The organism is Halofilum ochraceum, from assembly GCF_001614315.2.
GTDB lineage: Bacteria > Pseudomonadota > Gammaproteobacteria > XJ16 > Halofilaceae > Halofilum > Halofilum ochraceum.
On record NZ_LVEG02000017.1, the window covers coordinates 30353 to 53644 of the forward strand.

General features: G+C 65.8%; 20 protein-coding genes. 12 read left to right on the top strand and 8 right to left on the bottom strand.

Translation table 11 applies throughout. The features are described from left to right. Nucleotides 1-231: 231 nt before the first annotated feature. The 8 genes from A0W70_RS13475 to dnaA all read right to left on the bottom strand — a co-directional run bounded on the left by A0W70_RS13475 (nt 232) and on the right by dnaA (nt 12365). Nucleotides 232-870, bottom strand: a complete 639-nt coding sequence (locus A0W70_RS13475) for a nucleotide-binding protein (protein ID WP_070989494.1) — start codon at nt 868-870, stop codon at nt 232-234. Nucleotides 871-1292: 422 nt separating this feature from the next. Continuing rightward, nucleotides 1293-2768: a 4-hydroxy-3-polyprenylbenzoate decarboxylase gene (gene ubiD, locus A0W70_RS13480; protein WP_070989496.1), complete on the bottom strand. Its 1476-nt coding sequence runs from the start codon at nt 2766-2768 to the stop codon at nt 1293-1295. 10 nt (nt 2769-2778) lie between these two features. Beyond that, nucleotides 2779-3546, bottom strand: a complete 768-nt coding sequence (gene xth, locus A0W70_RS13485; protein WP_070989499.1) for an exodeoxyribonuclease III — start codon at nt 3544-3546, stop codon at nt 2779-2781. A gap of 458 nt (nt 3547-4004) precedes the next feature. Further along, a complete protein-coding gene (locus tag A0W70_RS13490) occupies nt 4005-6059 on the bottom strand; it encodes a M3 family metallopeptidase (protein ID WP_070989501.1) in 2055 nt (684 codons plus the stop codon). Nucleotides 6060-6092: 33 nt separating this feature from the next. Beyond that, the gene (gene gyrB / locus A0W70_RS13495) at nt 6093-8498 is read right to left on the bottom strand and encodes a DNA topoisomerase (ATP-hydrolyzing) subunit B (protein WP_070989503.1); all 2406 of its coding nucleotides are present in this window, start codon (nt 8496-8498) and stop codon (nt 6093-6095) included. A 25-nt stretch (nt 8499-8523) separates the two neighbouring features. Beyond that, the gene (recF, locus tag A0W70_RS13500) at nt 8524-9615 is read right to left on the bottom strand and encodes a DNA replication/repair protein RecF (protein ID WP_070989505.1); all 1092 of its coding nucleotides are present in this window, start codon (nt 9613-9615) and stop codon (nt 8524-8526) included. Nucleotides 9616-9649: 34 nt separating this feature from the next. Then, nucleotides 9650-10753, bottom strand: coding sequence for a DNA polymerase III subunit beta (dnaN, locus tag A0W70_RS13505; RefSeq protein ID WP_070989507.1), 1104 nt, complete (start codon nt 10751-10753; stop codon nt 9650-9652). 241 nt (nt 10754-10994) lie between these two features. Beyond that, nucleotides 10995-12365 (bottom strand): chromosomal replication initiator protein DnaA, encoded by a 1371-nt coding sequence (dnaA, locus tag A0W70_RS13510; protein ID WP_070989509.1) that lies wholly within the window; start codon nt 12363-12365, stop codon nt 10995-10997. A 288-nt stretch (nt 12366-12653) separates the two neighbouring features. On the opposite strand from dnaA, the gene rpmH reads away from it, so the two are divergent. The 12 genes from rpmH (at nt 12654) to A0W70_RS13570 (ending at nt 23282) form a co-directional block, all read left to right on the top strand. Continuing rightward, complete coding sequence (rpmH, locus tag A0W70_RS13515) at nt 12654-12788, top strand: 50S ribosomal protein L34 (RefSeq protein ID WP_070989511.1); 135 nt, start codon at nt 12654-12656, stop codon at nt 12786-12788. A 31-nt stretch (nt 12789-12819) separates the two neighbouring features. After that, nucleotides 12820-13173 carry a ribonuclease P protein component gene (rnpA, locus tag A0W70_RS13520; RefSeq protein WP_070989514.1) on the top strand — a complete coding sequence of 118 codons (354 nt, stop codon included), beginning with the start codon at nt 12820-12822 and terminating at the stop codon, nt 13171-13173. A gap of 36 nt (nt 13174-13209) precedes the next feature. Next, nucleotides 13210-15036, top strand: coding sequence for a membrane protein insertase YidC (gene yidC, locus A0W70_RS13525; RefSeq protein WP_070989516.1), 1827 nt, complete (start codon nt 13210-13212; stop codon nt 15034-15036). 10 nt (nt 15037-15046) lie between these two features. Then, nucleotides 15047-16381: a tRNA uridine-5-carboxymethylaminomethyl(34) synthesis GTPase MnmE gene (gene mnmE, locus A0W70_RS13530; RefSeq protein ID WP_070989518.1), complete on the top strand. Its 1335-nt coding sequence runs from the start codon at nt 15047-15049 to the stop codon at nt 16379-16381. Between the two features lie 388 nt (nt 16382-16769). Then, nucleotides 16770-18662, top strand: a complete 1893-nt coding sequence (gene mnmG, locus A0W70_RS13535; protein ID WP_070989520.1) for a tRNA uridine-5-carboxymethylaminomethyl(34) synthesis enzyme MnmG — start codon at nt 16770-16772, stop codon at nt 18660-18662. Then, the gene (gene rsmG, locus A0W70_RS13540) at nt 18662-19327 is read left to right on the top strand and encodes a 16S rRNA (guanine(527)-N(7))-methyltransferase RsmG (RefSeq protein ID WP_070989522.1); all 666 of its coding nucleotides are present in this window, start codon (nt 18662-18664) and stop codon (nt 19325-19327) included. The genes mnmG and rsmG overlap by 1 nt, the downstream gene beginning before the upstream one ends. Then, nucleotides 19327-20124: a ParA family protein gene (locus A0W70_RS13545; RefSeq protein ID WP_070989524.1), complete on the top strand. Its 798-nt coding sequence runs from the start codon at nt 19327-19329 to the stop codon at nt 20122-20124. Before rsmG ends, A0W70_RS13545 begins: the two co-directional genes overlap by 1 nt. A 57-nt stretch (nt 20125-20181) precedes the next feature. After that, nucleotides 20182-21054 (top strand): ParB/RepB/Spo0J family partition protein, encoded by an 873-nt coding sequence (locus A0W70_RS13550; RefSeq protein ID WP_070989526.1) that lies wholly within the window; start codon nt 20182-20184, stop codon nt 21052-21054. 153 nt (nt 21055-21207) lie between these two features. Further along, a complete protein-coding gene (locus A0W70_RS13555) occupies nt 21208-21594 on the top strand; it encodes an ATP synthase subunit I (protein ID WP_175443126.1) in 387 nt (128 codons plus the stop codon). A 25-nt stretch (nt 21595-21619) separates the two neighbouring features. Then, nucleotides 21620-22453, top strand: coding sequence for a F0F1 ATP synthase subunit A (gene atpB / locus A0W70_RS13560; RefSeq protein ID WP_070989528.1), 834 nt, complete (start codon nt 21620-21622; stop codon nt 22451-22453). 56 nt (nt 22454-22509) lie between these two features. Further along, a complete protein-coding gene (gene atpE / locus A0W70_RS13565) occupies nt 22510-22743 on the top strand; it encodes a F0F1 ATP synthase subunit C (protein WP_070989530.1) in 234 nt (77 codons plus the stop codon). Between the two features lie 68 nt (nt 22744-22811). Beyond that, nucleotides 22812-23282: a F0F1 ATP synthase subunit B gene (locus A0W70_RS13570; RefSeq protein ID WP_070989532.1), complete on the top strand. Its 471-nt coding sequence runs from the start codon at nt 22812-22814 to the stop codon at nt 23280-23282. The last annotated feature ends 10 nt before the right edge of the window (nt 23283-23292 follow it).

Consider the following 23292-nt stretch of genomic DNA (forward strand, 5'->3'; position numbering starts at 1 on the left):
GGTTGGAGAATCGGCGATTGTGGCCGATCAGCGCGGCTTGCGGAAGGGCCGCAGCGGGTGGCGGGACGCGATCCGAGGGCGTTCCAGTCCCGCCGCGGTGCAGAAGGCACCAGGAAAGGCGGAGGACCGTGCCGTCGGGAATTCCTGTAGGTCGGGCTTCAGTCCGACACGCGGTGCCCGGAGCGGTCGGACTGAAGGGCGGCCGTGGTTACGCCACCGGCCCGGTATCGCTCAGCCCGGCTTGCTGCGCTTGCTGTTGAGCCAGCGGACCACGGGCTGCCACTGCTCACGATCGGTGACCGTGGCATACGGCGCCAGTTCGAAAATGCCGAGCCCCCGTTCCGCCGCCCGGATATAGTTCATGTTGTCGCGCAGGGTGGTGAGGATCGGCACGCGCTGGCGACGCAGATGCTGGTCGAGCTCGCCGTAGACCCGGGTGTAGGTGCGGGCGCGGTTCTCGATCAGGGCGAATTTTGCCTGCCTGGACTGGATCCGTTTGTTGCGCCGCATCTCTTCGAGGAAGTTATCGGCGGCTCGCCAGTCGATAGGAGACGGCAGCACGGGGACGATGAAGGTGTCGGCCCGGCGCATGAGATTGCCGAGGTCGGCACCGTGCACGGCTGCGGGCGCGTCGAAGATGGCCATATCCGCGCTGCGCGGGAGGCGTGCGCCTTTGGTGGTGGCATCGACCCCACGGATCGGCGGCCGGCCCGCGGGCCGCTCCTCGAGCCACGCAAGCGACGAACCCTGGGGATCGAGATCGGCGAGGACAACGTCCTTGCCCTGGGTGGCGTAGTAACTCGCGAGATTGGTCGCAATGGTACTTTTGCCCGACCCTCCCTTCGCGTTCAGAACCATGATCTGGCGCATTGGGCCCCCACCGGGTTGTTGAACCGCCCCGATAGTGGCGCAATTCTTTGCGCGTGCCAAGTTCGGCGGGTTTATTGTGGACGATGCCCTGAATCAGGCGTGGTCGGGCAGGATATATGGGTGATGGTTCTCGCCAAGGCGCAAAGGGCGCCAAGGGACGCGAAGAAAGGCGTAGGTCGGGTTGTAACCCGACACTTGGTGGCCCCCGGCTCTGCGGGATTGCACCCCGCACGGAACTCCTGAAGCGGCGGGTGAGATCCCTCTCCATGACCTGATCGCCGTACCCTCCGACAGGTCGTTGTCGGGTTACAACCCGACCTACGTGTTTTCTTAAGGCTTTCCTTGGCGCCCCTTGGCGCCCTTCGCGCCTTGGCGAGAACCAAAGCCCACACTGGATCAGCCCGCCGACATCACGCAGTCCCTCACGTCGACGTATCGATCCCCAACTCGTCCCAGATCGCATCCACTCGAGCGACGGTGGCATCGTCCATGCGGATCGGGCGGCCCCACTCGCGGTCGGTCTCGCCGGGCCATTTGTTGGTGGCGTCCATCCCCATCTTGGACCCGAGCCCGGCGACTGGTGAGGCGAAGTCGAGGTAGTCGATAGGCGAGTTGTCGATGAAGGTGGTATCGCGCCGCGGATCCATGCGCGTGGTGATCGCCCAGATCACGTCGTTCCAGTCGCGGGCGTTGACGTCGTCGTCCGTCACCACGACGAACTTGGTGTACATGAACTGTCGCAGGAAAGACCAGACCCCAAGCATCACGCGCTTGGCGTGGCCCGGATACTGCTTCTTCATGGTCACGACCGCGAAACGGTACGAGCAGCCCTCCGCCGGCAGGTGGAAATCGACGATCTCCGGGAACTGCTTGCGCAGCAGCGGCGTGAACACCTCGTTCAGCGCGAGGCCGAGCACCGCCGGCTCGTCCGGCGGGCGGCCGGTGTAGGTCGAGTGGTAGATCGGATCCCGGCGGTGGGTGATCCGGTCGATGGTGAAGACGGGGAATTCCTCGACCTCGTTGTAGTACCCGGTGTGGTCGCCGAACGGGCCTTCGGGCGCTGTATCGCCCGGGTGCAGGTGGCCCTCGAGGACGATCTCGGCCCGCGCGGGTACCTGCAGGTCGGAGCCGATACAGCGCACGAGTTCCGTGCGGCTGCCCCGCAGCAGGCCCGCGAAGGCGTGTTCGGAGAGCGCGTCCGGTACCGGCGTGACCGCGGCCAGCGTCGTCGCCGGGTCGGCGCCCAGGGCGACCGCGATCGGGAACGGTTCGCCCGGGTGCGCGGCCTGCCAGTCGCGGAAATCGAGCGCCCCGCCCCGCTGCGCGAGCCACCGCATGATCACCCGGTTCGGGGCGATCACCTGTTGGCGGTAGATGCCCATGTTCTGGCGTTCGCGCTCGGGGCCACGGGTCACCACCAACCCCCAGGTAATCAGCGGACCGGCGTCGCCGGGCCAGCAGGTCTGTACCGGCAGTTGCGAGAGATCGACCTCGGCACCGGACTGGACGACCTCCTGACAGGGCGCGCGGCGGACCGTCTTCGGCGCCATGTCGAGAACTTTCTTGTACAACGGCAGGCTCTTCCATGCCTCACGGATGCCCTTCGGGGGATCGGGCTCCTTGAGGAACGCGAGCAGGCGGCCGATCTCGCCCAAGGCCTCTTTGTCCTCGGCGCCCATGCCGCGCGCGACCCGGGACTCGGTCCCGAACAGGTTGCCCAGTACCGGAGTCGAGAACCCCTTCGGTTGCTCGAACAGCAGCGCGGGCCCGCCGCGTCGCAGTGTCCGGTCACAGATCTCCGTCATTTCCAGATACGGATCGACCGGATGCCGGACGCGCACCAGGTCGCCGGCGCGTTCCAGTCCCTCGATGAACTCACGCAGGTCGCGGTATTCCATAGCCGCCCCCTCAGGCCGCGAAGGCGGCGATCACGGGCGCGTGGTCGGACGGGCGCTCGTTGCGGCGGGGTGCGACGTCGATCACGCACGACTCGCAGGCATCGCGCAGCATGTCCGAGGCGAGCACGAGGTCGATGCGCAGCCCGAGGTTCCGGCGGAAGGCGTTCATGCGGTAGTCCCACCAGGAAAACGCGCGCTCGGGCTGCTCGAACAGGCGGAACGTATCGGTCAGCCCGACGCCGCACAGACGCTGCAGGGCCGCGCGTTCGGGTTCACTGCAGTGGATCTCGCCGGCCAGGGCTTCCGGGTCGTGGACATCGGTATCCGCCGGCGTGATGTTGAAGTCGCCGACCACGGCGAGGCGCTCGTGACGAGTGCGCTCGTCGGCCAGGTGCGCCGTCATCTTCTCCAGCCAATCCAGCTTGTACGCATACTTCTCGCTACCGACCTCGGAACCATTGGGGACGTACAGGTTGTAGATCCGGACACCGTTGACGGTGGCGCCGAGAATCCGGCGCTGCGGATCGTCGAGCCCCGGGATATCACGGATGACCTCCGTGGGCTGGGTACGCGCGACCAGTGCTACCCCGTTGTATGTCTTCTGCCCACTGAAAACGACGTGCCAGCCGGCGTCCTCGAATGCCCTGCGCGGGAAATTCTCATCCGTCAGTTTCGTCTCCTGGATCCCCAGCACATCCGGCTGCGCTTCCTCCAACCAGGCCAGAACCTGCGGCAGACGAACCTTGAGCGAATTGACGTTCCAGCTGGCAATTTTCATAAATATATAAAAATCAATCGTTTAGGTTGTTCTTTGGCGCCCGGGAAGGCGGGAACCACGGATGGACACGGATGAACACAGATTGGCTCCCGGGGGCAGTTCGCTTTGGGGAGCTTCGCTGATGTCATGGAGCGTACGACAGGTTTTTTGGAACCACGAATGAACACGAATGCACACGAATAGTTCTTCGGGGCCAGGAAGTCGTGTCGGAGCTTGCGCTGATACCTTTGTGGCCCCGGGGAGCCGCGAGAAATCAGTGCAAGCCTTCAGCGAAGCTCCAACACCAGTGGTCAACCCGAAACGCCATCCGTGTTCATCTATGTCCATCCGTGGTTCTCAACCCCCGGTTCCACCCCGCCTCCGTTTCAGCGTTCCTCCACGAACGCATCGGCACCCTCAGAACCATTCGTGTCCATTCGTGTTCATTCGTGGTTCTTTCTTTCACGAACCCGCGCGATTCACGCAGCCAGGCCGGATTGGCGCAGCAGGGCGTTGGGGTCGGGTTCGCGGCCGCGGAAGGCTTTGAAGGATTCCAGTGCCGGGCGCGAGCCGCCCTGTTCCAGGAAGGCGTGCAGGAAGGACTCGCCCGTCTCGCGATCCAGAATGCCCGCCTCTTCGAACTTCCCGAAGGCGTCGGCCGAGAGGACTTCCGCCCACTTGTAGCTGTAATACCCGGCCGCATAGCCGCCCGCGAAGATGTGCATGAAACCGTGGGCGAAGCGATTGAAGGCCGGTGGATGCACGAGCGCGACCTGATTACGGACCTGCTCCAGCAGTTGCTGAATGTCGTCGACGCTCGGCTGCTCATGCTCCAGGTGCAGACGGAAATCGAACAGCGAGAACTCGAGCTGGCGCATGAGGCCGAGCGCCGCCTGGAAATGTCGGCTTTCGTGCAGGCGATTGAACAGCTCTTCGGGAAGCGGCGATCCGTCGTCGACATGGCCCGCGATCATATCGAGGGGTTCGCGCTCCCAGCACCAGTTTTCCATCAGCTGGCTCGGCAGTTCGACGGCGTCCCACTCGACGCCATTGATGCCCGCGAGACTGGGCACATCCACCAGCGTCAGCATGTGGTGGAGGCCGTGACCGAACTCATGGAACAGCGTGATCACCTCATCGTGGGTGAACTGCGCGGGGCGATCCCCCACCGGCGGTGTGAGGTTGCAGGTCAGGAACGCAACCGGTGACCGCACGCCGTCCTCAAACCGCATGCGGCTCGTGCACCCATCCATCCAGGCGCCGCCGCGTTTCCCCGGCCGGGCATAGAGATCAAGGTAGAAGCCGCCGCGTTCGATGCCGTTAGCGTCAAGTACACGATAGTATGAGACGTCGTCGTGCCATGTTTCCACGCCTTCGACCGGTTCGATATCGATGCCGTACAGGGTTCGGGCGATCCGGAACAGGCCATCGATTACGCGGGGCGCCGGGAAAAACGGGCGCAGCATCTCGTCGGAGATATTGAAGCGCGCCTGGCGGAGCTTCTCGCTCGCGTAGGCCGTATCCCAGGCCTGCAGGTCATCGATCCCGAGATGTTCCACCGCGAACGCCCGCAAGCTCTCGATCTCCGCGCGCCCGGCCGGGAGGCCTCGCCCCGCGAGGTCATTGAGGAATCGCAACACCTCATCGGGTCGGCGCACCATCTTGGTCGCCAGCGACAACTCGGCGTAGTTGGCATAGCCGAGCAGCTGCGCCTTCTCCTGACGCAGCGCGACGATCTTCTCCATCGCCGGGCCGTTATCCCACTTACCGGCGTCGGGACCCTGATCCGATGCGCGCGTAGTCCACGCCTCATACACCTCACGCCGGAGTTCACGGTCATCGGCCGTGGTCATGACGGCGTGGAAGAGCGGGAACTCCAGGGTCAGCAGCCAGCCGTCCACACCTTCGCGTTCCGCCGCTGCCCGGGCCATACCCAGCGCATCGGGCCCGAGGCCCGACAGGTCGTCCTCATTCGTGATCGGCTTGCGCCAGGCGTTGGTCGCATCGAGCACGTTCTCCTGGAATCGCGACTCCAGTTCGGCAAGCTCGGCCTCGATCGCGGCGAAGCGTTCACGGTCGTCACCTTCCAGCGCCACACCGCCGAGACGGAAATCCCTCAGGGCATCATCGACCGCCTTGCGCTGCGTCGCGTCGAGGTGCTGATACTCATTGCCTTCCGCGATCTGCCGCCAGGCGGCATAGAGACCGCGATGCTGGCCCAGTTCCGTGTGGAAGTGGCTGAGCTTCGGCAGGCAGCGGTTATAGACGGCCCGCAGCGCATCATCGCCCAACACGGCATGGAGATGCCGGACCGGCCCCCACATGCGGGTGAGCCGATCGAGCTCACGCTCGAGCGGTTCAACGAAATTGTTCCACGTGAAACCTTCCTGATTATCGAGAAGGGCTTCGATGCGCTCTCGCGCCTCGGCGATCAGGTAATCCAGGGCGGGTTCGACGTGGTCGGCATGGATACGCTCAAACGGCGGCAGACCGGGGTAGTCCACCAGCGGATTCGACGCGGAATGGTCGGTCACGAATTCTTTCCAGTTACGACAGAATGTTGGAGATCAGATATCGAGGTTGCTGACAGCGAGGGCATTGCGCTCGATGAATGCGCGACGCGGCTCGACATGGTCGCCCATCAGCGTGGTGAACATTTCGTCGGCCGCAACCGCATCCTCGATCCGCACCTGCAGCAGGCGCCGCGAATCGGGATCCATGGTGGTTTCCCAGAGCTGCTCCGGGTTCATCTCACCGAGGCCCTTGTAGCGCTGGAACGTCAGGCCCTTGCGGCCCTGGGCCAGCAGCCATTCCATCACCTCGCGGAATTCATGGACGTCGCGCTGATGCTTGCCCCGGCGGATAAACGCACCGGCGTCCAGCAGATCGTGCACGCGGCCGGCGAACTCGGCAATGACCTCGTATTCCGGTGACCCGAAGAAGCCCGGGCCCAGGACGCTGCGGTGTTCGTTGCCGTGGATCGAGTGGCTGACGACTACCGCGACGCCGGCATCCTGGCGCTCGGTACTGACGTCGTAGCCGTTCCCCGTCGCCCCATTGAGGCGGTCACGCAGCTTTTCGGCCCAGGCATGCATCGCGGATTCGTCGCGCTGGTCCTCGGCCGTCACCGGAGGCAGATTCAGGAGCTGCTCGAGCAGCTCCCGATCGAAACGCCGGCTTAGACCGGACACCACTCGCTGCACGCGCGTATAGTCGCGGGCCAGTGCCTCCAGAGCGGACTCGGCGATCGGCGGCGCGTCCGGATGGACGTAGAGCTCGGCGTCGTCCAGCGCGAGCGCCAGCAGGTGGGCGTTCAGCTCGTCGTCGTCCTTGACGTAATGTTCCTGCTTTCCGCGCTTGACCTTGTACAGCGGCGGCTGGGCGATATACACGTGCCCGCGGCGGATCAACTCCGGCATCTGCCGATAGAAGAACGTCAGCAGCAGCGTGCGGATATGCGAGCCGTCCACGTCCGCGTCCGTCATGATGACGATGCGGTGATAGCGCAGTTTGTCCGCGTCGAATTCGTCCGGGCCGATGCCGCAGCCGAGCGCGGTGATCAGCGTGGCGACCTCTCCCGACGCCAGCATGCGATCGAACCGCGCCTTCTCGACGTTCAGGATCTTGCCTTTGAGCGGCAGGATCGCCTGCGTTCGGCGGTCTCGGCCCTGCTTCGCTGACCCGCCCGCCGAGTCACCCTCCACGACGAACATCTCCGACAGGGCGGGGTCTTTTTCCTGGCAATCCGCGAGCTTGCCGGGCAGCCCCGCCACGTCCAGCGCGCCCTTGCGCCGCGTCATGTCGCGCGCCTTGCGGGCCGCGTCGCGCGCGCGGGCGGCCTCGACGATCTTCGCCGTAATCGCCTTGGCCTCGTTCGGCTTCTCCAGCAGGAACGCCGACAGGCGTTCGCCGAGACTGGACTCGACCACGCCCCGCACCTCGGACGACACCAGCTTGTCCTTGGTCTGCGAGGAGAATTTCGGATCCGGCACCTTCACCGACAGGACGGCGGTCAGGCCCTCACGCGCATCATCGCCCGTGGGCGTGACCTTGGCCTTCTTGGTGATCCCTTCGGCTTCCATGTAGTGATTGAGGCTGCGCGTGAGCGCAGTCCGGAAACCGGACAGGTGGGTGCCGCCGTCGCGCTGCGGGATGTTGTTCGTGAAACAGAAGATGTTCTCCTGGTACGAGTCGTTCCACTGCATCGCCACTTCGACCGTGATCTCCTGGGTCTCGTCCGCGAAGTGGAACACGGTCGGGTGGAGCGGCGATTTGTGGCGGTTGAGGTGTTCGACGAAGGCGCGGATGCCGCCCTGGTACTCGAACACATCCTCTTTGCCGGTGCGCTCGTCGGTCAGCGCGATCCGGACCCCGGAGTTCAGGAAAGAAAGCTCGCGCAGGCGGCGGGCGAGCACGTCGTAGTGGAACTCGATGTTCGTGAAGATGCCCGGATCCGGACGGAAATGGATCTCGGTACCGGAGTGGTCGGTGTCGCCAATCTCTTCAAGCGGGGCGACCGGGACGCTGTGGTCAAAATCCATGCGGTGGATGCGGTTATCGCGATGGATCGTCATGCGCAGGCTCGAGGACAGGGCATTGACCACGGAGACGCCGACGCCATGGAGACCGCCAGAGACCTTGTAGGAATTCTGGTCGAACTTACCGCCGGCGTGGAGCACGGTCATGATGACCTCCGCCGCCGATCGGCCCTCTTCCTCGTGGATGTCCACCGGGATCCCCCGACCGTCATCGACCACGGTGATCGATTCGTCCGAGTGGATAATGACCTGGATCGTGCTGCAGTAGCCGCCGAGGGCCTCATCGATCGCGTTATCGACCACCTCGAAGACCATGTGGTGCAGGCCGGTCCCGTCGTCGGTGTCCCCGATATACATACCGGGACGTTTCCGGACGGCGTCCAGGCCTTTCAGCACCTTGATCTGCGTGGAATCGTACAACGGCGAATCGGTCATCGGTCGGCCCCCTGAAGCGAACCCCTTAGTGTAGCACCTCGGACACCTCTCCCTGTTCCACGTGGAACATATTGCAGGCGATATCCTGCGGGATCGGAACACTGTCCTTTTCCAGCGCGGTCACGAAACACTGCGCCCCCACTGACACGGCCGCGGCCATCACCCGAGCGCGCCGATCGGCATCAAGCTCGGCGGGGAGGTCGTCCAGCAGAAGGACACAACTGCCATCCCCGGCGCCTGCCAGCTGCCGCGCCTGCGCGAGCCGCAGGAGGTACACGAGCAGTTTCTGCTGCCCACGTGAAATCCGCTGGCGGACATCCCGTCCATCGATGCGCAGGACCAGGTCCGCACGATGCGGCCCCATCCCCGTGACGCGTTGCTCGATATCACGGCTGCGGAGCCGACCGAGCGCATCGACAAGGGTTTCGCCCTCCGGCCATCCGCGACGATACTCAAGATCCAGCGCGATCGAGTCACCGAACAGCGCCGGCGCGAGCTCCATGACCTCCGCCGCCAATGACTCGACGTAGCGGCGCCGAAATTCATCGAGCTGCGCGCCCGTCCGACCCAGCTCGGCCTCCCACGGTCCCAGTTCGGGTTCCGCGACTCGTTTCCGCAGGAGTACGTTGCGTTGCGACAGGGCCCGCCGGTACCGCTGCCAGAGGTCGTGGAAACGAGGTTCCACGTGGAACAATCCGAGGTCGAGCAGCCGGCGGCGCTCACCTGGACCGCCCATAATCACTTCGTGACTCTGTGGGTGGATGGCGATCACCGGGAGCAGCCGTGCCAGTTCCGCCATGCGTTCCGCCGGTCGGCCATCGACGCGCATCCGCGCCGGTCCCGAATGCCCCCGCTCGATCCCGAGGCGGTGAAGCGTGCCCTCGCCCCCGCGTTGCACACGGCCGACCACCCGCAGCGGCCCACCACCGACCCGAACCACCCTCGCCGTACGGCTCGCGGCAAAGGAGCGCCCGGTCGCCAGGATATGAATCGCCTCAAGAACCGACGTCTTGCCGGTCGCATTCGGACCCAGCAGGAGGTTGACATCCGGACCCGGCTCCAGCGCCGCGCTCCGGATCAGTCTCACATCCCGCACATCAAGCGCCGTCAGCCGCACGGCGACCCGGCCAACGACTCGCGTGGCATACGGCTCAGAGGCGCATCGGCATCACGACATGCCGGCATTCATCCGATGCCACATCCGTGATCAGACAGCTGCTATTGGAATCATTGAACTGCGCCTGGACGGTGTCGCCCTCGATACTTCCCAGGATGTCCAGCAGATACACCACGTTGAACCCGATCTCGAGCGCCTCGCCGGCGTACTCGACCTCGATCTCCTCTTCCGCTTCCTCCTGATCCGGATTGTGCGTCTGGACACTCAGCCCGGACCCGTTCAGCGCAAGCCTCACGCCCTTGTATTTCTCGTTCGACAGGATCGACGTGCGTGCCAGCGCCTGACGCAGTGTCTCCCGGTCGGCCCGCATCTCGTAGGCACCGCCTTCCGGAACCACGCGGGTGTAATCCGGGAACCGGCCATCGATCAGTTTGGACGTGAACCGCAACCCCGGGATGTCCACCTGGATGTGATTCCCGCCGACCCGAACGGTAACCGGCTCTTCCGCGTCGGAATCGAGCAGCCGCGCGAGTTCAATCACCCCTTTGCGCGGAACGATGACCTGCTGACCCTCGGCTCCGGGCAGTTCGGTCCGGATTTCGCACATCGAGAGGCGATGGCCATCCGTCGCCACGGTCCGCAGGCGATCCCCCGCGAGCTCAAACAGGAGACCATTGAGGTAATACCGCACGTCCTGTTGCGCCATGGCGAACCCGATACGGTCGATCGCGCGCTTGAGTTCGGCTTGGCCCAGCTGGAACTCGACCTGCGCCTGCACCTCGTCGACGACCGGGAATTCAGCCGGCGGCAGCGTCACCAGCGTAAACCGGCTGCGACCGGAGCGGACCACGACCCGCTCACCGTCCAGTTCCACACCCACCGAGGCGCCGGTCGGCAGATTCCGGCAGATATCGAGCAGTTTGCGCGCCGTCACGGTCGTCTCGCCCGGGCGTTCCACCTCGACCGCGACGTCCGCGCGCAGCTCGATTTCCAGATCCGTTGCGGTCAGCTGCAGACCATGATCAGTTGCACGGATCAGCACATTGGCGAGGGCCGGCAGCGTCTGCCGCCGTTCCACCGCACCGATCACCTGCTGCAGCGGTTTCAGAAGCGATTCGCGCGCTATCTCGAATTTCATCGGCTGATCCCTGATTATTAGTGGTCTTATATAAACCTATTACTGTTATTAGTGCCGGCCAACGCTGCGGATAACCGTCCAATTTCCCCGACAGATCAGATACTTATAACCGTCTTACCCTGTGGGGCGATGGCCCGCTGGCCTGTTCCCCACCTGTGGACAACTTGTGGTCCGAATCGCGTCGATTTCATCCTACCCGCGTTACACTCACGTTTTCCACAGGATGCCCACGGCTTGTGCCTCAGCTCGTCAGAATCCGCATCATGTTGGAATAGTCTTCATCGATCCGGACGTCACCCTCGCGCAGTTCCGCGATCTTGCGGCAGGCGTGGAGAACGGTCGTGTGATCGCGCCCGCCGAACGCGTCGCCGATCTCGGGCAGGCTGTGGTTCGTCAATTCCTTGGCTAGGACCATCGCCAGCTGCCGCGGGCGCGCGATCGAGCGGCTGCGCCGTTTGGACAGCAGATCGGCGACGCGGATCTTGTAGTACTCGGCGACCGTCTTCTGGATGTTCTCCACCGTCACCAGCTTGTCCTGCAGCGCGATCAGATCGCGCAGCGCTTCGCGCGCGAACTCGAGCGTGATGGGCCGCCCGGTGAAATGCGCATTGGCGATCACCCGTCGGAGCGCCCCCTCCAGTTCACGCACATTCGAGCGGATCCGCTTGGCGATGAAAAACGCGACCTCATCCGGCAGGGCGATCTCCGCCTGTTCCGCCTTGCGATGCAGGATCGCGACCCGGGTCTCGAGCTCCGGCGGTTCGATCGCCACCGTCAGGCCCCAGCCGAAGCGCGATTTGAGCCGCTCCTCGAGCCCGTCCACCTCCTTGGGATAGCGGTCGCAGGTGAGGATCACCTGCTGGTCTCCTTCCAGCAATGCATTGAAAGTGTGGAAGAATTCCTCCTGCGAGCGTTCCTTGCGGGCGAAGAACTGGATGTCGTCGATCAGCAGTCCGTCGAGGGAGCGGTAGAAGCGCTTGAACTCATTGATCGCGTTCCGCTGCAGCGCCTTGACCATATCGGCGACGAAGCGTTCGGAGTGCAGATAGACGACCCGGGCATCGGGCTTGTGCGCAAGCATGGCATTGCCGATGGCGTGCATCAGGTGGGTCTTGCCGAGGCCCACCCCGCCGTAAATGAACAGGGGGTTATAGGCGCGCCCGGGATTCTCGCCGACCTGCAATGAGGCCGCTCGGCAGAGCTGGTTCGATTTGCCCTCGACGAAGGTCTCGAAGGTGAATTCGCGATTGAGATTGTGCTCGATGCGCTGCTGCGGGCGCCCGCGACCGTGTTCCGAGAGAGCGGCCGGAGTGGGATCCTCCACGGCGGCGGCTGGTTCCGGGTTCGCCGCGGGCGTGGCCGGGCGTGGCTGGCTGCCGACTTCGAGGACGACGCGCTCGGGCGCATCGTCGCCCAGGTCCTGCACGATCGCGTCGATGCGCGGGAAAAAGTGCTCGCGCACCCAGTCCAGCACGAACCGGTTGGGCGCGTAGAGCTTCAGGACCCCCGCCTGCAGCTCGGGCTGGAGCGGGCGGATCCACGTGTTGAGCTGCTGATCCGACAGTTCCCTTTCGAGTTGTGTCAGACAGCGGTTCCAGATGGCGGCGCCCAAGGCTCGAATTCCTTCCTGCGACGGGATTTTGCGTGCGTGCCACGTGGACGGCGCAGGCGGGCGACCCGCGCTCGCCGGCCAGCATCGCCTCCTGCCGCCAGGTACTCGTGGCGGCCGGCCGCCCCATGCGGGATCGACTCGGCGCAGGCACCGGGAATGACGCCGCAGTGTACGCCCGTTGCACAGGGCGATCCATACACCACAGACATTGACCCGGAGCGCGCTCGCCGCTACGATTCCGCGCTTGTCCGCGCCCCTCCGGGCCCGTCGAACAGCCGGATATCGATCATGAAGCGAACGTTTCAGCCCAGCACGATTCACCGCAAGCGCACGCACGGCTTCCGTGCCCGTATGGCCACCCGTGCCGGTCGCGCCGTGCTCAAGGCACGCCGCGCCAAGGGCCGTCATCGCCTGACGCCGTGATCGCCGGCCGGCCGTCGGCGTCCCGTTCCGCGTGGCCGGCTTTCCGCGCCATCACCGTTTGCTGCGGCCGGTCGAGTTCCGCGCCGTTTTCGAGCGGGCGACCCGGGCAGGCGATTCGCGGGTAACCGTGCTGGCCCGAGCGAACGCCCTGCCGTACGGACGGCTTGGCCTTGCCGTCGGCCGTCGCAAGATCGCCCTCGCCACGCGGCGCAACACGTTCAAGCGGGTCGTGCGCGAGAGCTTCCGCGCCCATCCCGAATACACGGCGGGCCTCGATTTCATCGTACTGCCCAAGCCCGCCGCCGCCCGGGCCGATCGTGCCGAGCTGCGGGCGAGTATCGATCGCCAGTGGCGCATCCTCCATCAACGGCTGGCCAGAACCTGAGACCGCCGCAGCGAAACCTCGGAGCCGTACCAGAAAATGGATAACCAGCGGTTATTTCTCTACGGGGCGCTCGGCCTGCTCCTGCTGCTGATCTGGCAGACTTGGCAGGTCGACTATGGCCCGCGGCGTGAAGGCACCGCACCGGCGACCGCCGAGCGTTCCGCCGACGGTGACGGCTCCGCCACCGCTCCGGGGGATACCCCCGAGGGTCCGGTAACCGCCGATGCGGGCGATGACGGTACGCCCTCCGACGCCAGCCTCGACGACGCCCCGGGCCAGGCACCGATCGAGAAGGGTCGGCGCATCCAGGTCGTGACCGATCGTCTGGACGTCACCATCGATACGCGCGGTGGCGATCTGCGCCAGGCATTCCTGCGCAAGTACAAGGCCGAGAGCGGCGGCGACGAGCCGGTCGAACTCCTGACGGATACCGGCGGCGACCTGTTCGTGGCGCAGTCCGGCCTGCAGGCCGGCGACCAGCCCGCGCCGACGCACCACGCCGAGTTCAGGGCCGAGGCTGACGAGTACCGCCTGGCCGAGGGGGAGGACACGCTGCGGGTGCCGCTCGTGTGGTCCGGCGACGGTGTGCGCGTGACCAAGACCTATACCTTCCATCGCGACAGCTACGTCGTCGATGTCGCTTTCGACGTCGAGAATACCGGCGACTCGCCTTGGGTGGGGCGCCAGTACCGCCAGTTCCAGCGCTACCAGATCCCGAGCGAGGAGCAGCCGACCCTGCTGCCGGCATTTTTCGGTGCCGCGTACTACAACAGCGAGGACAAGTACGAACAGATCGCCCTCGAGGACATCGCCGAAGAGCCGATGCAGAAAACCTTCGAGGGCGGCTGGGCCGCCATGGTGGAGCACTATTTCGTAACCGCCTGGCTGCCCAGCGAAGGGGAGACCAATACCTATTACACCAAGGCGCTCACCGACGGCGCGCAGCCGCGCTATCTGATCGGGCTCTATTCGACGGCGAAGGAGGCGGCCAGCGGCGAGAGTATCTCCTTCTCGAACCGGCTCTACGTCGGCCCCAAGGACACGGATTATCTGGCGGGGCTCGCCGAGGGTCTGACCCTCACGATCGACTACGGCTACCTCGCGTTCCTGTCCGAACCGCTGTTCTGGGTACTGGACTGGCTCCACTCGTACGTCGGCAACTGGGGCTTCGCCATCATCCTGCTGACGCTGCTGATCAAGCTCGTCTTCTACAAGCTCTCCGAGAAGAGCTACCGCTCGATGGCGAAGATGCGCAAGCTGCAACCCAAGATCCAGCAGCTCAAGGACCGTTACGGCGACGACCGCGAACGCATGGGTCGCGCCATGATGGACCTGTACAAGACCGAGAAGATCAACCCGCTCGGTGGCTGTCTCCCGATCCTGGTCCAGATCCCGGTCTTTATCGCGCTCTACTGGATGCTGCTGGGGACGGTCGAACTGCGCCACGCGGATTTCATCCTCTGGATCAATGACCTTTCCGTGCGCGACCCGTGGTTCATCCTGCCGCTGCTCATGGGCGCCTCGATGTGGGCGCAGCAGAAGCTGAACCCCGCGCCGGTCGACCCGATGCAGCAGAAGATCTTCGCGGCCCTGCCGGTCGTGTTCACGGTCTTCTTCATGTTCTTCCCGGCGGGGCTCGTGCTGTACTGGCTGACGAACAACGTCCTGTCGATCGCGCAGCAGTACTACATCACGCGCCATGTGGTCGGCGATGTACCGGGCCGCGACAAGGGCAAGGGCAAGGGCACTGACAAGGCCGAGCCCGAGGACGACACGCAGGCGGAGGCGTCCGAGGCCATTGCAGACCAGTCCGGTGCCGACCAGTCTGGCCACCGTAGCGACGACTCCGCCCGGGATCGCTGATCGGGCGCCCATGATCGAACCGGACACGATCGCCGCCCCCGTCACCCCGCCCGGGTATGGCGGGGTCGGCATCGTCCGGGTCAGCGGCCCGGCCGCGGGCACGATCGCCGCCGCCGTGGCGCCGCCCCTGCCGCCGCCCCACCGCGCTGCGCTGCGCCCGTTCCGAGACAGCGCCGGCATCACGCTCGACGAGGGGCTGGTCCTCTGGTTCCCCGGTCCGGGTTCCTACACCGGCGAGGACACGGTCGAGTTCCACGGCCACGGCGGCCCCGCCGTCGTCGATGCGCTGTACGCCCGCATGCTGGAACTCGGGGCGCGCCCGGCTCGCCCCGGCGAGTTCACCGAGCGCGCCTTCCTCAATGGCCGCCTTGATCTCGCCCAGGCCGAGGCGGTCGCCGATCTCATCGAGAGCGGTGACGCCGCCGGCGCCCGCGCCGCGATGCGCTCGCTGGAGGGCGCGTTCTCCCGCCGCGTGCATGCCCTGCGCGATGAGCTGACGACCCTGCGCGCCTGGATCGAGGCCGCGCTCGATTTCCCCGAGGACGAGATCGACTTTCTGGCCGATACGGCGCTGCGTGACCGCCTGGATGCCCTGATCGCGGATCTCGCCGACACGCGCGCCAGCGCCGCCGAGGGCCGGCGGCTGGTCGAGGGCCTGACGCTCGTCATCGCCGGCGCCCCGAACGCGGGCAAATCCAGCCTGCTCAATGCCCTCGCCGGCGCCGACAGCGCGATCGTCACCGACATCGCTGGCACCACCCGCGACGTCCTGCGTGAATCGATCCGCCTCGACGGCGTGCCGCTGACCCTGCTCGACACCGCCGGCCTGCGCGCCACCGACGATCCGGTCGAGTCCGAGGGCGTGCGCCGCGCGCGTGCCGCGCTGGACGAGGCGGATCGCGTTCTTCTGGTCGTCGACAGCGCCGCGGATGCCGACGCGGAAACGCCCGAGCTCCCACCCGGCGCGGTCGTCGACACGGTCCGCACCAAGATCGACCTCACTGGTGAAGAGGCCGGCGTGATCGACACGGAGACGGGGCGTGTCTTCCGCCTTTCGGCCGTCACCGGCGAGGGCCTCGACGCCCTGCGCGCCCACCTGCGCACCCTGCTCGGAACGGGCCCCGAAGGCGGCGCCTTCAGCGCCCGCCGCCGCCATCTCGACGCCCTGGACCGGGCCGATGGGGAAATCCGCGCCGCGCGCACGGAACTGGTGGATACCGGCGCCGGCGAACTCGCCGCCGAACGCCTCCGCCAGGCCCAGACCGCCATCGGCGCCATCACCGGCGAAACCACCACCGAGGACCTGCTGGGCGAAATCTTCAGCCGGTTCTGTATTGGCAAGTGATAGGGCTTCGGGGCGCTGAACCGTGTTTTGGGGTTCTCGCCAAGGCGCCAAGCGCGCCAAGGGACGCCAAGAACGGCGTAGGTCGGGTTTTAACCCGACACCTGCGTGTCGGGGTGTGAGGCGATCAGATCATGGAGAGGAATTTCACCCGCCTCGTCGGATTTCTGTGAAGCGGGGTGCAGCCCGACAGAATCGGGGCACCACGTGTCGGGTTAAAACCCGACCTACGAACTCTCCAGGCCTTCTTCCTTTGTCCTCCTTCGCGTCCCTTGGCGCGCTTGGCGCCTTGGCGAGAACCCGAAAACACGCATCAGAATTCCCCAACCCAAGCTTCCACCGACAGTCGGTGATTTAACCTCAGCGGGTCGGGCGCTATCATAGGCCGGCTATGCAGCATCCAGAACACTACGACGTCATTGTCATCGGCGGCGGACACGCCGGGACCGAGGCCGCGCTGGCCGCGGCGCGGACCGGTGCGCGCACGATTTTGCTCACCCACAGCCTCGACACCCTCGGGCAGATGAGCTGCAACCCGGCCATCGGCGGGATCGGCAAGGGCCATCTGGTGCGCGAGATCGACGCGCTCGGCGGCGCCATGGCTAAGGCCGCCGACCGTGCCGCGATCCACGTGCGGACACTGAACGGCCGCAAAGGTCCGGCCGTGCGGGCCACGCGCGCCCAGTCGGACCGCGTGCTGTACAAACAGGCGATCCGGGCCACGCTCGAACAGCAACCGAATCTGCAGCTGTTCCAGCAGGCCGTGGACGATCTGATCGTCGACGGCGAGCGGGTGATTGGCGTCGTCACCCAGCTCGGGATCGAGCTGCGGGCCGAGAGCGTCGTGCTGACCGTGGGAACCTTCCTCGGCGGGCGGATCCATGTGGGCGATCAGAACCACGGTGGCGGTCGTGCCGGCGATGCGCCGGCCAACGCACTCGCCCAGCGCCTGCGCGCCCTGCCGTTCGAGGTCGGGCGCCTGAAAACCGGTACGCCGCCGCGCATCGACGGCCGCTCGATCGACTTCTCCGCGCTGGACGTCCAGGCGGGCGATGAGCCGCGGCCGGTATTCTCGTTCATGGGATCGACCGCGGACCACCCGCGCCAGACCGTGTGCCATATCGCCCACACCGGGCCGGGGACCCATGACCTGATCCGTGAATCGCTCCACCGTTCGGCCATGTACGGCGGCCATATCGACAGCGAAGGCCCGCGCTACTGCCCCTCGATCGAGGACAAGGTCGTGCGCTTCGCCGACCGCGACCACCACCAGATATTCCTGGAGCCCGAGGGCCTCGACACCCCCGAGCTCTATCCGAACGGCATCTCGACCAGCCTCCCGTTCGACGTCCAGATCGAGTTCGTGCGCTCGATCCCGGGCTTTGGCAACGCGCATATCACGCGCCCGGGTTATGCCATCGAGTACGATTTCTTCGACCCGCGCGGCCTCCAGCCCTCGCTGGAAACGCGCCCACTGACCGGGCTGTATTTCGCCGGTCAGATCAACGGCACCACCGGCTACGAGGAGGCGGCCGCCCAGGGGCTCATCGCCGGCCTCAATGCCGCCCGCGCGGCCGCCGGCGAGGCCCCGTGGACGCCACGGCGCGATCAGGCGTATATCGGCGTGCTCATCGATGATCTGGTGACGCGCGGTACGCGCGAGCCCTATCGCATGTTCACCAGCCGCGCCGAGTACCGGCTGCAGCTGCGCGAGGACAATGCCGACCTGCGCCTCACCGCGATCGGGCGTGAACTCGGCCTGATCGACGACGAGCGGTGGGCCCGATTCGGCGAGCGGGAAACGGCGATCGCCGCGGAACAGGCGCGGCTGGCCGAATTGACGGTGCGCCCCGGCGACGACGCGGCGACCGACCTGGCCAATCGGCGCGGCGTGCGGATCTCGAAGCCCGAACCGGTCCAGGATCTGCTGCGCCGCCCGGAACTGGATTACGCCACCCTGGTGGGGGCACCGGGTATCGGGCCCGGTGTGGAGGCCGATGACGTGGCCTTCCAGATCGACGTCCAGGCGAAGTACGCCGGTTACGTGGCCCAGCAGCGTGACCAGATCGAGCGTGATCGCGCCCGCGAGGATACCGAGCTGCCGCCCGACCTCGACTATACGGAGGTCCAGGGCCTGTCGACCGAGGTCCGCGAGAAGCTGGCCGCCCATCGCCCGGCGACGATCGGTCAGGCCGGGCGCATCGCCGGGGTGACGCCGGCGGCCGTGTCGCTGCTGCTGGTGCACCTGCGCCGGCGCGGAGACGCGCTCCGGCGCAGCGCCTGATGGCCACTACCGATCCGCTCGCGGCGGGTTTGCAGGCGCTGGGACAATCGCTGCCCGATGATCGCCGCGAGCGCCTGCTCGCCTATCGTGACGAACTTGCGCGCTGGGGGCGGGTGCATAACCTCACCTCGGTACTGGATCCCGAGCGCATGGTGCCCGTGCATCTCCTCGACAGCCTTGCACTGGCACCACTGCTGCGTGGCGAGCGTATCGCCGATATCGGTTCGGGCGGTGGCCTGCCGGGCCTGCCGCTCGCGATCGCCGACCCGGATCTGGGCGTGACGCTGGTAGAGCCGCGCACCAAACGCGCCCTGTTTCTGGAACATATCGTCAGGACCCTGGGTCTCGGCAATGTTATTGTGGAACGTGCGCGAGTGGAGGATCTGCCGCCGAGCGCCACGTTCGACACACTGGTTACGCGCGCGTTCGGCAGTCTGGCGGAATTCGGTGCCGCGGCCGGGCATCTGGCGGCGCCCGGTGGCTGCCTGCTGGCGGCGAAGGGGCGTGATCCGGCGCGCGAGATCGAGGCACTGGGGCCCGACTGGATGGTCGAGGTCGTGCCGCTCGTGGTGCCGGGTGTCGACGCCCAGCGCCACGCCGTGCGCATGGTCCGGCGGGGCGAGCCCGCAGGTGCCGGGATGGATGATCAGGAGACGACAGGCTGATGGCCCGCATCATCGCGATCGCGAACCAGAAAGGCGGCGTCGGCAAAACGACGACCGCGGTCAACCTCGCGGCCTCGCTCGCGTCGACGCACCGGCGCGTCCTGCTGGTCGACCTCGATCCCCAGGGCAACGCCACCATGGGCAGCGGCCTCGACAAGCGTGACCTCGCCCGCTCCGCCTACCATGTCCTGATGGGGGAATGCGCCGCCCGCGATGCCGTGGTGGCGCTGGACAAGGTTCAGTACGCGCTGCTGCCGGGCAACGGTGACCTGACCGCCGCCGAGGTCAAGCTGATGGAGAAGCTGGCCCGCGAGCAGCGGCTGAAGAAGGCGCTGGATACCCTGCGTGAAGACTACGATTACATCCTCGTGGACTGCCCGCCGGCGCTGAATATCCTCACGCTGAACGCGCTGGTCGCGGCCGACGGCGTCCTCATCCCGATGCAGTGCGAGTACTACGCGCTGGAGGGCCTCTCGGCACTGCTGAACACGATCGACGATGTCCGCGACACGGTGAACCCGGATCTCGTACTCGAGGGCCTGCTGCGCACGATGTACGACGGGCGCAACAACCTCGGCGCCGATGTCTCGGCGGAGCTGACCGAGCACTTCGGAGACCGGGTCTACCGGACCATCATCCCGCGCAATGTCCGCCTGGCCGAGGCGCCCAGCTACGGCCGCCCGGTGATGTACTATGATCGCACCTCGCGCGGCGCGCTCGCGTATCTCGCGCTCGCCGGCGAACTCCTGCGCAAGGACTCGAAGACGCGCTCGCGCGAGAGCGCCGGCGCAGCGTAGGGGCGCTGCATCCCGGCTACGATCCAACAACCTGCTTTAACACGGAATCACGAAACCATGTCCAGGAAGCGCGGTCTCGGGCGGGGCTTCAGTGCCCTCGTTGGCGATGGCCACTCGGTCGACTCGGTCACCGAGGTGACCGAAGAGGAAAAGCGCGACGCACTGCAGATGCTCCCCGTCGATCGCGTCCGCCGCGGACGCTACCAGCCGCGGCGGCATTTCGATCCCGACGCGCTGCAGGAACTCGCCGACTCGATTTCCTCCCAGGGAATGGTGCAGCCGGTGGTCGTGCGCCCGGTCGACGGCGGCTTCGAACTCATCGCCGGCGAGCGCCGCTGGCGCGCCGCCCAGATCGCCGGGATGGACGAAATCCCAGGCGTGGTGCGCGAGATGGAAGATCAGGCCGCGGCAGCGATCGCCCTGATCGAGAATATCCAGCGCGAGGATCTCAACCCGCTCGAAGAGGCGCGTGCAATCTCACGGCTGGTGGAAGACTTTGGCCTGACCCATCAGCAGGTCGCGGGCGCCGTCGGCCGCTCGCGCGCCTCCGTAAGCAACCTGCTGCGCCTCCAGGAGCTCGACGACAACGTCAAGGAACTGGTCGAGACCGGCCACCTCGAGATGGGCCATGCCCGGGCCCTGCTCGGCCTCAAGGGGGATCGCCAGCGCGCGATCGCCCGTCAGGTAGCGGATCGCGGGCTGACCGTGCGCGCCACCGAGCAGCTGGTGAAGCGCGAACTCGAAGGTGACAACGAGAAGCCCGCGAAACCGCCGAAGAAGGACGCCGACACGCGGCGCATGGAGCAGGATCTCTCCGAGAAGCTGGGCGCGGCGGTCACGATCCAGACCGGAACGGGGGGCCGGGGCAAACTGCAGATCAGCTACAACAGTATCGACGAGCTCGAAGGCATCCTCGAACACATCCGGTAACCCGCGAACCGCGTCCGCACCGCGACGCCGTGCCGGGCCCGGACGGGCGCGGCCAAGTTGACCCCCCCGCGGACCGGTCTATATACTCGCGCGCTTCGTATGCAGCGCTTCGAGCGGGGCGACCGGTTGCTACGGTCTGGAGCGGAGTCACCCGTGAACGAGCAGCTGCCGAGCGGTGCCAGCCGATTACGACCGGTCCGCCGGCTGCTATTGGCTCAGGCGGGAACGGGGGCAGTCGCCGCCGGGATCGCATGGCTCGCGGGCGGGGATAAGGCGGCCCTGGCCGCGGCACTGGGCGGCCTAACGTGCCTGCTGGCACAGGTCTGGTTCGCCTGGCGGGTGTTCGCGGCGGATCCGGCGAAGCCGGCCGCGATGCTCGGGGCCCTGTATATCGGTGAAGGCGTCAAGCTCGCGTCGATCGCGGTGGCCTTCATGGCGATCTTTCGGGTGTGGCCCGAGGTTCCGCCATTACCGCTGATTCTGGCATTTATCGCGGTACAGACGGTGCACTGGTTCGCGCCGCTGCTACTGGAACAGTAAACCGCACAGAGAACGGTCCTGTCTTATGGCAAGCGAGCAGCTCACAGCCCAGGGTTACATCAAGCACCACCTGACCAACCTCACGTACGGGCAGCACCCGAACGGCTCCTGGGGTTTTGCGCAGAACGCGCAGGAAGCCAGGGAAATGGGCTTCATGGCGGTGCACGTCGATACGCTCATGTTCTCCGCCCTCACCGGCATCTTCTTTATCTGGATCTTCCGCATGGCCGCCAAGCGCGCGACCACCGATCAACCGGGCGGCTTCCAGAACTTCATCGAGTCGATCGTCGAGTTCGTCGACAACCAGGTGCGCGATACATTCCACGGCCGCAGCGAGCTGATCGCGCCGCTTGCCCTGACGATTGTCGTCTGGGTGTTCCTGATGAACCTGATGGACCTGGTGCCCGTCGACTACATCCCGTATATCGCCGAGCACGGATTCGGCGCGCCGGCCTTCCGCATCGTGCCGCCGGCCGACATCAATGCGCCGATGGGGATGGCACTGGGCGTGTTCATCCTGATCCTGTACTACAGCGTGAAGATCAAGGGCGCCGGTGGATTCGCGAAGGAGATGTGCTTCCATCCGTTCGGCAAGTGGATGCTGCCGTTCAACCTGATCCTCGAGACCGTGACCCTGCTGGCGAAGATGATCTCGCTCGGCATGCGTCTGTTCGGCAACCTGTACGCCGCTGAACTGATCTTTGTCCTGATCGCGGCGCTGCTGCCGTTCTGGGCCCAGTGGGCACTGCACCTGCCGTGGGCGATCTTCCATATCCTGGTCGTTCCCCTGCAGGCGTTTATTTTCATGGTTCTGACCATCGTCTACCTGTCGATGGCCCACGACACCGACGAGCATTGATGCGTGATGCCGTCGCACCGGTTTGACCCAACCCCTCGACACCCGGGAGTGAAGTAATGGAAATGGCAGAAGCTGTTCAATTGATTGCCGCGGCCATCATGGTGAGCCTTGCCGGCCTCGGCACCGCTATCGGCTTTGGCATGCTTGGCGGCAAGTTCCTCGAAGGCGCCGCGCGGCAGCCGGAGATGGCGCCGATGCTGCAGGTGAAGATGTTCATTGTCGCCGGTCTGCTCGACGCGCTGTCGGTCATCGGTCTCGCGATCGGCCTCTACGTGATCTTCGTGGCCTAGCAGTTCCGCCACGGTTGCCGCGTACTTTCCGCAACCGTCGTTGACGCCGAACCACCGGGGACGCAGTCATGAACATCAATCTGACACTGCTCGGTCAGACTATCGGGTTCGCCCTGTTCGTCTGGTTCTGCATGAAGCTCGTGTGGCCGCCGCTTCGCGACGCGCTGCACGAGCGGCAGAAAAAGATCGCCGACGGCCTCGCGGCCGCTGAACGCGGCGAGCACGAAGAGGAGCTTGCCCGTCAGCGGGGCGAAGAGACCCTGCGTGAGGCGAAGGCCCAGGCCTCGGAGATCATCGAGAACGCGCAGAAACGCGGGAACGAGATCGTCGAAGAGTCGAAGGAGTCCGCCCGGAGCGAGGCCGAGCGCATCAAGCAGTCCGCCCAGGCCGAGATCGACCGCGAGGTCACCCAGGCGCGCGAGCATCTGCGTGGCCAGGTCGTCGCAATCGCGCTCTCGGGGGCCGAGAAGGTGCTCCGCAGCGAGGTCGACCAGGACAAACACGCCCGCGTACTCGACGAACTCGTCGAGGAACTCTAAGGGATCCGCG

What these genes read in the sequence shown, in the direction of transcription:
- dnaN (WP_070989507.1), bottom strand. Translation starts at nt 10,753, where the DNA reads ATGAAATTCGAGATAGCGCGCGAATCGCTTCTGAAACCGCTGCAGCAG.
- gyrB (WP_070989503.1), bottom strand. Translation starts at nt 8,498, where the DNA reads ATGACCGATTCGCCGTTGTACGATTCCACGCAGATCAAGGTGCTGAAA.
- rpmH (WP_070989511.1), top strand. Translation starts at nt 12,654, where the DNA reads ATGAAGCGAACGTTTCAGCCCAGCACGATTCACCGCAAGCGCACGCAC.
- rsmG (WP_070989522.1), top strand. Translation starts at nt 18,662, where the DNA reads ATGGCCACTACCGATCCGCTCGCGGCGGGTTTGCAGGCGCTGGGACAA.
- A0W70_RS13475 (WP_070989494.1), bottom strand. Translation starts at nt 870, where the DNA reads ATGCGCCAGATCATGGTTCTGAACGCGAAGGGAGGGTCGGGCAAAAGT.
- A0W70_RS13550 (WP_070989526.1), top strand. Translation starts at nt 20,182, where the DNA reads ATGTCCAGGAAGCGCGGTCTCGGGCGGGGCTTCAGTGCCCTCGTTGGC.
- yidC (WP_070989516.1), top strand. Translation starts at nt 13,210, where the DNA reads ATGGATAACCAGCGGTTATTTCTCTACGGGGCGCTCGGCCTGCTCCTG.
- mnmG (WP_070989520.1), top strand. Translation starts at nt 16,770, where the DNA reads ATGCAGCATCCAGAACACTACGACGTCATTGTCATCGGCGGCGGACAC.
- atpB (WP_070989528.1), top strand. Translation starts at nt 21,620, where the DNA reads ATGGCAAGCGAGCAGCTCACAGCCCAGGGTTACATCAAGCACCACCTG.
- xth (WP_070989499.1), bottom strand. Translation starts at nt 3,546, where the DNA reads ATGAAAATTGCCAGCTGGAACGTCAATTCGCTCAAGGTTCGTCTGCCG.
- A0W70_RS13570 (WP_070989532.1), top strand. Translation starts at nt 22,812, where the DNA reads ATGAACATCAATCTGACACTGCTCGGTCAGACTATCGGGTTCGCCCTG.
- ubiD (WP_070989496.1), bottom strand. Translation starts at nt 2,768, where the DNA reads ATGGAATACCGCGACCTGCGTGAGTTCATCGAGGGACTGGAACGCGCC.
- A0W70_RS13545 (WP_070989524.1), top strand. Translation starts at nt 19,327, where the DNA reads ATGGCCCGCATCATCGCGATCGCGAACCAGAAAGGCGGCGTCGGCAAA.
- mnmE (WP_070989518.1), top strand. Translation starts at nt 15,047, where the DNA reads ATGATCGAACCGGACACGATCGCCGCCCCCGTCACCCCGCCCGGGTAT.
- atpE (WP_070989530.1), top strand. Translation starts at nt 22,510, where the DNA reads ATGGAAATGGCAGAAGCTGTTCAATTGATTGCCGCGGCCATCATGGTG.